This is a genomic window from Acidovorax sp. IB03, from assembly GCF_016406015.1.
Classification (GTDB): domain Bacteria; phylum Pseudomonadota; class Gammaproteobacteria; order Burkholderiales; family Burkholderiaceae_C; genus Acidovorax; species Acidovorax temperans.
Window position 1 is genome coordinate 1 of record NZ_JAEFCH010000091.1, and the last position, 1,077, is coordinate 1,077.

Annotated in this window: 1 protein-coding gene; it reads left to right on the top strand. The window is 59.8% G+C overall.

What is annotated here, in order from left to right:
* Positions 1-110: 110 nt before the first annotated feature.
* The coding region (locus IHV84_RS20185) for an IS481 family transposase (RefSeq protein WP_198848165.1) at positions 111-1,077 on the top strand (967 nt) is incomplete at its 3' end.

Genomic DNA, 1,077 nt, shown 5'->3' on the forward strand with positions numbered 1-1,077 from the left:
TGTCGCATCCCGGACGATTGCATAGACTCTAAACGCTATCCACTCTTCATAGCCCGAGCTGTTTTGAAGGAGTTGATAGAGTCCTTGCAATCTATCCAGGGAGTGAAGCCATGTTGATAGCCCTGCACAAGAACGCCCGCACCACGCCCGCCGTGCGCGCCGAGATCGCAGCCAGCAATGAACCAGCCAGCGTCCTAGCCCAGCGCTTTGGGATCACTGAGCAGACGGTCTACAAATGGAAGAAGCGCTCCGTCTTTGCAGACCGCTCGCACACGGCCCATCGCCTGCAAACCGTGCTCACGCCAGCACAAGAAACCGTGGTGGTCCACTTGCGGCGCACCTTGCTGCTGCCTCTGGATGACCTGCTGGCAGTCACGCGGGAGTTCATCTGCCCCAATGTCTCACGCTCGGGTCTGGACCGATGCCTGCGCCGCCATGGAGCGGGCAACCTCAACGCCCTCAAGCCCCGGGAACCTGCGGTAGCGCACAAGGCCTTCAAAAGCTACGAGCCAGGCTACGTGCACATGGACGTGAAGTACCTGCCCCAGATGCAGGACGAATCGCAACGGCGCTACCTGTTCGTGGCCATCGACAGGGCCACGCGCTGGGTGTTCGTGCAGTTCAAGGCCAACAAGACAGCGGCCAGTGCCAGGGCCTTTCTCAAAGCACTTCACAAGGCCTGCCCGATCAGGATCAACAAGCTGTTGACCGACAACGGCAAGGAGTTCACAGACCGACTGTTTGCCAGCCGGGAGCGCGAACCCAGTGGCCACCATGAGTTCGACCAACTGTGCCAGGAGCTGGGCATAGAGCACCGGCTGACCAAGCCCAGGACACCGAGAACCAACGGCATGGTGGAGCGGTTCAATGGCCGCATAGCGGACGTCCTGAAGACCCACCGGTTCAACAGCCGCGAAGACATGGAGCAGACCCTGCTGCGCTATGTAGCCCTGTACAACCACCAGTTGCCGCAGTCAGCGCTCAAGAGCAGTACGCCGATGCAGGCGATGAAAGAGTGGTATCAGACACACCCGCATCTGTTTCACAAGCGACCATATGATCGTCCGGGATGCGACA